General features: G+C 41.9%; 7 protein-coding genes. All 7 read left to right on the top strand.

The features are described from left to right. Positions 1–905: dihydroorotase (locus SORDD16_RS04620; protein WP_061452545.1), on the top strand; the 905-nt coding region annotated here is incomplete at its 5' end. A 13-nt stretch (positions 906–918) separates the two neighbouring features. Then, positions 919–1,179, top strand: a complete 261-nt coding sequence (locus SORDD16_RS04615) for a hypothetical protein (protein WP_061452544.1) — start codon at positions 919–921, stop codon at positions 1,177–1,179. A gap of 10 nt (positions 1,180–1,189) precedes the next feature. After that, the gene (locus SORDD16_RS04610) at positions 1,190–2,530 is read left to right on the top strand and encodes an MATE family efflux transporter (RefSeq protein ID WP_061452543.1); all 1,341 of its coding nucleotides are present in this window, start codon (positions 1,190–1,192) and stop codon (positions 2,528–2,530) included. A gap of 178 nt (positions 2,531–2,708) precedes the next feature. Further along, positions 2,709–3,677 carry a thiamine pyrophosphate-dependent dehydrogenase E1 component subunit alpha gene (locus SORDD16_RS04605; RefSeq protein WP_061452542.1) on the top strand — a complete coding sequence of 323 codons (969 nt, stop codon included), beginning with the start codon at positions 2,709–2,711 and terminating at the stop codon, positions 3,675–3,677. A gap of 16 nt (positions 3,678–3,693) precedes the next feature. Next, on the top strand, positions 3,694–4,686 hold the full coding sequence (locus SORDD16_RS04600; RefSeq protein WP_061452541.1) for an alpha-ketoacid dehydrogenase subunit beta: 993 nt from the start codon (positions 3,694–3,696) through the stop codon (positions 4,684–4,686). A 447-nt stretch (positions 4,687–5,133) separates the two neighbouring features. Then, the gene (locus tag SORDD16_RS04595) at positions 5,134–6,177 is read left to right on the top strand and encodes a dihydrolipoamide acetyltransferase (RefSeq protein WP_061452540.1); all 1,044 of its coding nucleotides are present in this window, start codon (positions 5,134–5,136) and stop codon (positions 6,175–6,177) included. Between the two features lie 45 nt (positions 6,178–6,222). Further along, a partial coding sequence (lpdA, locus tag SORDD16_RS04590; RefSeq protein WP_277730411.1) for a dihydrolipoyl dehydrogenase occupies positions 6,223–7,771 on the top strand: 1,549 nt, incomplete at its 3' end.

The following is a 7,771-nucleotide window of genomic DNA, read 5'->3' as shown; positions in this document are numbered from 1 at the left end:
CAACTATTACCAAGAACTTTAATGGTCAAGACTTGACTGACCTTAAGGCGCTCTTAGAAGCTGGAGCTGTTGGTTTTTCTGATGACGGGATTCCCCTTGAAAGCAGTAAAGTGGTCAAGGAAGCCATGGAAGAAGCCAAAAAACTCAATACCTTTATCAGCCTTCATGAGGAAGATCCAGGTTTGAATGGGACTCTTGGATTTAACGAAAACATCGCTAAGGAATATTTCCATATCTGTGGAGCGACAGGAGTGGCAGAATACGCTATGATTGCGCGTGATGTCATGATTGCCTACGCAACTAAGGCACATGTTCACATCCAACATTTGTCTAAGGAGGAAAGTGTCAAGGTAGTAGAGTTCGCTCAAGGTTTGGGTGCTCATGTCACAGCAGAAGTAGCGCCACAGCATTTTTCTAAGACAGAAACTCTTCTTTTAACTCAAGGTAGCAATGCCAAAATGAATCCTCCGCTTCGTTTGGAGTCAGACCGTCTTGCCGTTATCGAAGGTCTCAAGTCAGGTGTTATCACAGTTATCGCGACAGACCACGCGCCTCACCATGCAGATGAGAAAAATGTAGAAGATATCACCAAAGCACCATCTGGTATGACTGGTTTGGAAACCTCTCTATCTCTCGGCTTGACTTATTTGGTGGAAGCTGGTGAGCTAAGCTTGATGGAATTGCTAGAAAAAATGACTGTCAATCCAGCCGAACTTTACAACTTTGAAGCAGGCTACTTAGCTGAAAATGGTCCAGCGGATATCACTATCTTTGATGCCAAGGCTGATCGCCTTGTGGACTCACGCTTTGCTTCAAAAGCAGCTAATTCACCATTTATCGGGGAAACTTTAAAAGGGCATATCAAATATACCATTTGTAGAGGAGAAGTCATCTACCAAGCTTAACAGGAGTAGGAAAATGAATTATTTTCGAAAACGTAGGGAGAGACAATCAAAATCGAATAGTGGAGTTTACTGTCCTGCAGCTAATCGTACTAAAATTCAATATGAATCTAAAGAAAAAGCTAATCATGCTGTTCAATATGACAATGGTGGATTAGTTAGAAGTTATTATTGTCGTGCATGTGCTTGTTGGCACACTACTTCAAAATCTAATAATCCTCCACTAAGTCTTAAAAAATATGGTCTGAAACTTTTTGGTTTGGATAAATCAGAATAGAAAGAGTAGAATGTATAAGACAAAGAGTTTACAAGAGAAATTATTATTATTTTTAAAAATTTTCTTTCCAATTTTAATTTACCAATTTGCCAATTATTCTGCCTCTTTTGTCGATACAACCATGACGGGGCAGTACAATACCATAGACTTGGCGGGGGTATCAACTGCAACGAGTCTATGGAACCCTTTCTTTACTTTTTTAACAGGGATTGTTTCGGCCATGGTTCCCATTATAGGCCATCATCTGGGACGGGGCAAAAAGGAAGAAGTAGCATCTGACTTTTACCAATTCATCTACTTAGCTTTCGGACTGTCTTTGGTCTTGCTTGGCATGGTAGTATTCTTAGCGCCACCTGTCTTAAACCATATCGGACTAGAAGATCAAGTGGCGTCAGTTGCAGTTTCTTATCTTTGGCACCTTTCTATCGGGATTATTCCCTTGTTGCTTTTTAGTGTCATTCGGTCATTGTTAGATTCTCTTGGATTGACCAAGCTATCTATGTATCTCATGCTTTTGTTGCTTCCGCTCAATAGTGGTTTTAACTATCTCTTGATATATGGAGCATTCGGTTTTCCTGAACTTGGTGGTGCAGGAGCAGGGCTAGGAACTTCTTTAGCTTACTGGTGCCTCCTTGGAATCTCTGTCATCATTCTTTTAAAGCAGAAAAATTTAAAGGAATTTCATTTGGAAAAGCCACTTTCGCTTGATTTATCAAAGATTAAAGAAGGGATTCATCTAGGGTTACCGATAGGCGGTACTGTTTTTGCAGAAGTTGCTATCTTCTCAGCAGTTGGTTTGTTGATGGCCAAGTTTTCATCGCTCGTCATCGCTAGCCACCAGTCAGCTATGAACTTTTCGAATCTCATGTACGCCTTTCCTATGAGTATCTCATCTGCTATGTCTATTGTTGTATCTTACGAAGTTGGTGCTAAACGTTTTGAGGATGCAAAGATTTATGCTCGTCTTGGGAGAGTAACCGCCCTTATTTTTGCAGGTCTTACCCTGTCCTTTCTCTATATTTTTAGAGATCATGTGGCTAGTCTATATGGAAATGATTCTCAATTCATTGAAACAACTGCTGTTTTCCTGACCTACAGTCTCTTTTTCCAGCTAGCTGATACCTTTGCGGCTCCGCTCCAAGGAATTTTAAGAGGCTATAAGGACACTATCGTTCCTTTCTATCTTGGCCTAATCGGGTATTGGGGAGTAGCGATACCTCTAGGTTACCTACTAGATCAAGTAACTGACTTAGGGGCATTTGCCTACTGGATTGGGTTGATTGTCAGCTTGATTGTTTCTGGTTGTTTGTATCAATGGCGTTTGCAAACAATCATGAAAAAAATCAACTAATTTTTGGAAAATTACTTGAAAAAATACTTTGTGAAAAAATATTCTAACTTGAGAAAATCCCTGTTTTAACAGGGATTTATTTTTTTATATTGTGAAATTTTATTGGTCATATACTTTGACAGTGTTTTCAAAAAGAGGTAAAATAGTAGGGTAAGAACAAAGTTAGAAAGGCAAGATTATGTCAACTTTAGATAAAAATCTTTTGCTAGAGATGTTCCGTAAGATGGAAGAAATCCGTCGCATGGACTTAAAAATTGCTCAGTTAGTGAAAAAGGGGAAAGTTCCTGGTATGACTCACTTTTCTGTCGGAGAGGAAGCTGCTAACGTCGGAGCGATGCTGGCTCTTAATCCAGATGATCTGATCACATCTAACCACCGTGGTCACGGGCAAGCTATTGCCAAAGGGATTGACCTCAATGGAATGATGGCAGAAATCCTTGGGAAGTACACTGGGACCTGTAAAGGAAAAGGTGGTTCCATGCATATCGCCGACCTAGACGCTGGGAACCTCGGTGCCAATGGTATCGTAGGTGGTGGTATGGGAATCGCTGTCGGTGCAGCCCTGACCCAACAAATGAAAAAAACAGGAAAAATTGTTGTCTGTTTCTTTGGAGATGGTGCGACTAATGAAGGAGCCTTCCACGAAGCTGTAAACATGGCTTCCATCTGGAACTTGCCTGTGATTTTCTACTGCATCAACAACGGCTATGGAATTTCTGCGGATATCAAGAAAATGACCAATGTAGAGCACATTCATGAACGCAGTGCAGCTTACGGGATTCCTGGTATGTTTATTCCAGACGGCAACAATGTCATTGATGTTTATGAAGGATTTAAGAAAGCTGTAGACCATATTCGTGGTGGCAATGGACCAGTCTTGATTGAAAGTGTCACTTATCGTTGGCTTGGTCACTCATCATCTGACCCTGGTAAATATCGTACGCGTGAAGAAGTGGAATTGTGGAAACAAAAAGATCCAATCGAAAACCTTCGCAAGTACCTCATTGAAAATAACATTGCAAGTGCCGAAGAATTGGAACAAATCCAAGCGCAAGTCAAGGAAGCAGTAGAAGTTTCTGTTAAATTTGCGGAAGAAAGTCCGTTCCCACCACTAGAATCAGCCTTTGAAGATATTTACGCAGACTAAGGAGAAAGAGATAAAAATGGAAACAAAAACAATGTCGTTCCGTGACACCATTATCCTTGCTATGTCTGAGGAAATGCGTCGCGATGAAAATGTGTTCTTGATGGGAGAAGACGTCGGTGTCTTCGGAGGAGACTTCGGAACTTCTGTTGGAATGCTTGAAGAATTTGGTCCAGAACGTGTCCGTGACTGTCCGATTTCTGAAGCTGCCATCTCTGGAGCAGCAGCAGGAGCAGCCATGACAGGACTTCGTCCAATTGTTGATATGACCTTTATGGATTTTTCGGTTATTGCCATGGACAATATCGTTAACCAAGCTGCTAAAACACGTTATATGTTTGGTGGGAAAGGGCAAGTACCTATGACGATCCGCTGTGCAGCGGGTAATGGTGTTGGTTCTGCAGCCCAACACTCCCAATCATTGGAATCTTGGTTTACCCACATTCCAGGATTGAAAGTAGTGGCTCCAGGAACGCCAGCGGATATGAAGGGATTGCTCAAATCTTCAATTCGTGATAATAATCCAGTCATTATCTTAGAGTACAAGTCTGAGTTTAACCAAAAAGGTGAAGTGCCGGTGGATCCAGACTACACGATTCCACTTGGGGTTGGTGAAATCAAACGCGAAGGAACGGATGTAACAGTCGTTACTTACGGTAAAATGCTTCGCCGTGTGGTTCAAGCTGCTGAAGAATTAGCAGAAGAGGGAATTTCAGTTGAAATTGTGGACCCACGTACTCTTGTTCCACTTGATAAGGATATCATCATTAACTCAGTGAAGAAGACTGGTAAGGTGGTGCTTGTCAACGACGCCCACAAAACAAGTGGCTATATCGGCGAGATTTCAGCTATTATTTCAGAATCAGAGGCATTTGACTATCTAGATGCACCAATCCGCCGTTGTGCAGGAGAAGATGTGCCAATGCCTTATGCACAAAATCTAGAAAATGCAATGATTCCAACAGTTGAAAGCATCAAAGATGCCATTCGTAAAACTTATAACAAAGAATAAGAGTACATAAATTAAATTATGTAACAATCTAGGGATTTTTAACTTTAATAACTTGAAATATGTTTTGTTTCCAAGTTGTATATAAAGTTGCGACATGAGTGAGTCGAATCGATAATATTCGACGAATGAATTAGTAAGTCTACTAGGTTGACCGCCTAATAGCGGCAACCGTAGTACCATGAGACACATTTTGTGTCCATGGTACTTGTAGAGTTGAACACAGGCTAAAAGCTCGGAAAAAAGATAAATCTCCTTGGCTTCATCGAAGCCAGCGTCGATTTCCTATTTTTCAGTCGCTTTTTACGCCCTTAGTATCATGTAATTGAATTCGGACGGAGGTCTGCGAAAAAAGATAGATTTCCTTGTGCTCATCGAGCACATCGTCAATCTCCTATTTTTTCATTGCCCTCTACGTCCTTAATATCTTAGTATAGAATTGGAGAGGTCATGGCTGATGACAAGCTAAGAGCGACTCCTGCGGCTAGAAAGTTAGCGGATGATTTAGGTATCAACCTCTACGACGTTTCTGGCTCAGGTGCAAACGGTCGTGTCCACAAAGAAGACGTGGAAACTTATAAAGACACAAATGTGGTTCGCATTTCGCCACTTGCAAAACGAATTGCCCTTGAACATAATATTGCTTGGCAGGAAATCCAAGGAACGGGTCATCGTGGTAAGATCATGAAGAAGGACGTTTTGGCCTTACTTCCTGAAAATATCGAAAATGACACCATCAAGTCTCCTGCTCAAATCGAAAAAGTGGAAGAAGTTCCAGATACTATCACTCCTTATGGTGAGATTGAGCGTATCCCAATGACACCAATGCGTAAGGTCATCGCCCAACGTATGGTTGAATCCTACCTAACTGCGCCAACCTTCACACTCAACTATGATGTCGATATGTCAGAAATGTTGGCGCTTCGTAAGAAGGTTCTTGAACCAATCATGGAAGCAACTGGTAAGAAAGTCACGGTTACAGACCTTCTTTCTCTCGCTGTTGTGAAGACCTTAATGAAACACCCTTACATCAACGCTTCATTGACCGAAGATGGCAAGACCATTATCACTCATAACTATGTCAACCTTGCGATGGCAGTTGGGATGGATAACGGATTGATGACACCCGTTGTCTATAATGCTGAAAAATTAAGCTTGTCTGAGTTGGTAGTTGCATTTAAAGATGTGATTGGACGTACATTGGATGGTAAATTGGCTCCAAGTGAACTGCAAAATTCAACATTCACAATCAGTAACTTAGGAATGTTTGGCGTTCAGTCCTTCGGTCCTATTATTAACCAACCAAACTCAGCTATCCTCGGGGTGAGCTCAACAGTTGAAAAACCTGTAGTTGTCAACGGTGAGATTGTGATTCGTCCAATCATGAGCCTTGGGTTAACGATTGACCACCGTGTCGTAGATGGTATGGCTGGTGCTAAGTTTATGAAAGACTTGAAAGCCTTGATTGAGAACCCAATCTCAATGTTGGTTTAAAAATACAGTATTTATTTTTAGAGATATAGATAAAGGAAGTAAGACATGGCCTTAGAAGTAATTATGCCAAAAGCCGGCGTAGATATGACAGAAGGACAAATCGTCCAATGGAATAAGAAAGTCGGAGAATTTGTAAAAGAAGGAGAAATCCTTTTGGAAATCATGACTGACAAAGTCAGCATGGAATTGGAAGCCGAAGAAGATGGATACTTGATTGCCATCCTCAAAGGAGATGGTGAAACTGTCCCTGTAACGGAAGTTATCGGTTACCTTGGAGAAGAAGGGGAAAATATCCCAACAGCTGGAGCGGCAGCACCAGAAGCTAGCCCAGCGCCTGCAGCTAGTGCTTCAAACGACGATGGTAAGAGCGATGATGCCTTTGATATCGTTGTGATTGGTGGAGGTCCTGCTGGTTATGTTGCAGCGATTAAAGCTGCCCAACTCGGTGGTAAGGTTGCCCTTGTTGAGAAATCAGAACTCGGTGGAACTTGCTTGAACCGTGGATGTATCCCAACTAAGACCTACCTTCACAACGCTGAAATCATCGAAAACATCGGTCATGCAGCAAACCGTGGTATCGTCATTGAAAATCCAAACTTCACTGTAGATATGGATAAACTTTTAGAAACTAAATCTAAAGTTGTCAATACCTTGGTAGGTGGTGTTGCAGGTCTTCTTCGTAGTTACGGAGTTACTGTACATAAGGGAGTTGGTACTATTACTAAAGATAAGAACGTCTTGGTAAATGGTTCTGAATTGCTTGAAACCAAGAAAATTATCCTTGCTGGTGGTTCAAAAGTCAGCAAGATCAACGTCCCTGGTATGGAATCTCCACTTGTGATGACCAGTGATGACATTCTTGAAATGAACGAAGTGCCAGAAAGCCTCGTTATCATCGGTGGTGGGGTTGTCGGTATCGAACTCGGCCAAGCTTTTATGACATTTGGTTCAAAAGTAACTGTTATCGAAATGATGGACCGTATCGTGCCAGCTATGGATGCGGAAGTTTCTAAGAATCTTCGCTTGATTCTTGAGCGTAAAGGAATGACTATCTTGACAGGTACAAAATTGCAAGAAATCATCGAAGAAAATGGTCAACTTCGTATCAAGGTTGAAGGAAAAGACGATATCATCGCAAGCAAAGCCCTTCTTTCAATCGGTCGTGTACCAGACCTTGAAGGAATTGGCGATGTTGAGTTTGAATTGGATCGTGGACGCATCAAGGTCAACGAATACATGGAAACTTCTGTTCCTGGAATCTACGCACCAGGTGATATCAACGGTACTAAAATGTTGGCGCACGCAGCCTTCCGTATGGGGGAAGTTGCCGCTGAAAATGCCCTCAAAGGAAATCATGCTGTTGCTAAATTGAACTTGACTCCAGCAGCTATCTATACTCTTCCTGAAGTAGCAGCAGTAGGTTTGACAGAAGAACAAGCCCGTGAGAAATACGATGTTGCTATCGGTAAATTCAACTTTGCTGCAAACGGACGTGCTATTGCATCAGATGCGGCTCAAGGTTTCGTAAAAGTCATTGCTGATAAGAAATACGGAGAAATCCTTGGTGTGCACATCATTGGTCCTGCAGCTGCAG

The sequence above is a fragment of the Streptococcus oralis genome, from assembly GCF_001578945.1.
Taxonomy (GTDB): Bacteria; Bacillota; Bacilli; order Lactobacillales; family Streptococcaceae; genus Streptococcus; species Streptococcus oralis_Q.
This window is presented reverse-complemented; position numbering and strand designations above follow the sequence as displayed.